The 753-nt window shown below is 50.5% G+C and carries 1 protein-coding gene; it reads left to right on the forward strand.

The window, feature by feature from the left end; genetic code table 11:
• The coding region (locus tag Xind_RS19680; RefSeq protein WP_246432643.1) for a condensation domain-containing protein at positions 1-753 on the forward strand (753 nt) is incomplete at both ends.

Below are 753 nucleotides of genomic sequence, written 5' to 3' on the forward strand. Positions count from 1 at the left end.
GGTGCCGGCCAGTTTTACCCGCCTTGAGTCTGTACCACTGACCCTGAATGGCAAAGTAGATCGCCGGGCATTACCAGAGCCTGTCTGGGTAAACAGAGACAGTTATGTGGCGCCCCGCACGGCACTGGAAACCCAACTCTGTACTATTTGGCAGGACATATTAGGGCTGGAACGGGTTGGTATTGAGGATAACTTCTTCCGTATCGGGGGCAACTCCCTGACCGCGGTTAAGCTGACCGCCGCCATTCGCCGGGTTTTGGCAACCGAGGTCTCACTGGCGCAATTGTTTGAACTGAAAACTATCGCTGGCCTGATAACCCAGATGGAACAACAGACCTATACGGTTATCCCCCACCTGCACCGGGAGCACTACCCATTATCGTTTGCCCAGGAGCGGATGCTGTTTATTGAACAGTTTGAACAAGGCTCTGATGCCTATCATATTCCTTATCTGGTTCAGTTGGATAATGAGGCCTGTCTGCCATTATTAGAAACCGCCATTAACCGGCTGGCTGAACGCCATTCAGTGATGAAAATGGTCTACCACAGTGATGACACCGGCCAGATTTATCAGCAAATATTGCCTGAAAACCTGGTTATCACATCCCAACCCTGTGACGATATCAATACGCTTCTGAACACCGTTCGCGCTGAGATTGCCACGCCATTTGATTTAACCACAGAGTCCAGTCTGCGCCTGCGTCACTATCCGGTTTCTGACAGCCACTATTTATTACTGTTATGGCACCATAT

This window comes from Xenorhabdus indica (assembly GCF_014467235.1).
Classification (GTDB): Bacteria; Pseudomonadota; Gammaproteobacteria; order Enterobacterales; family Enterobacteriaceae; genus Xenorhabdus; species Xenorhabdus indica.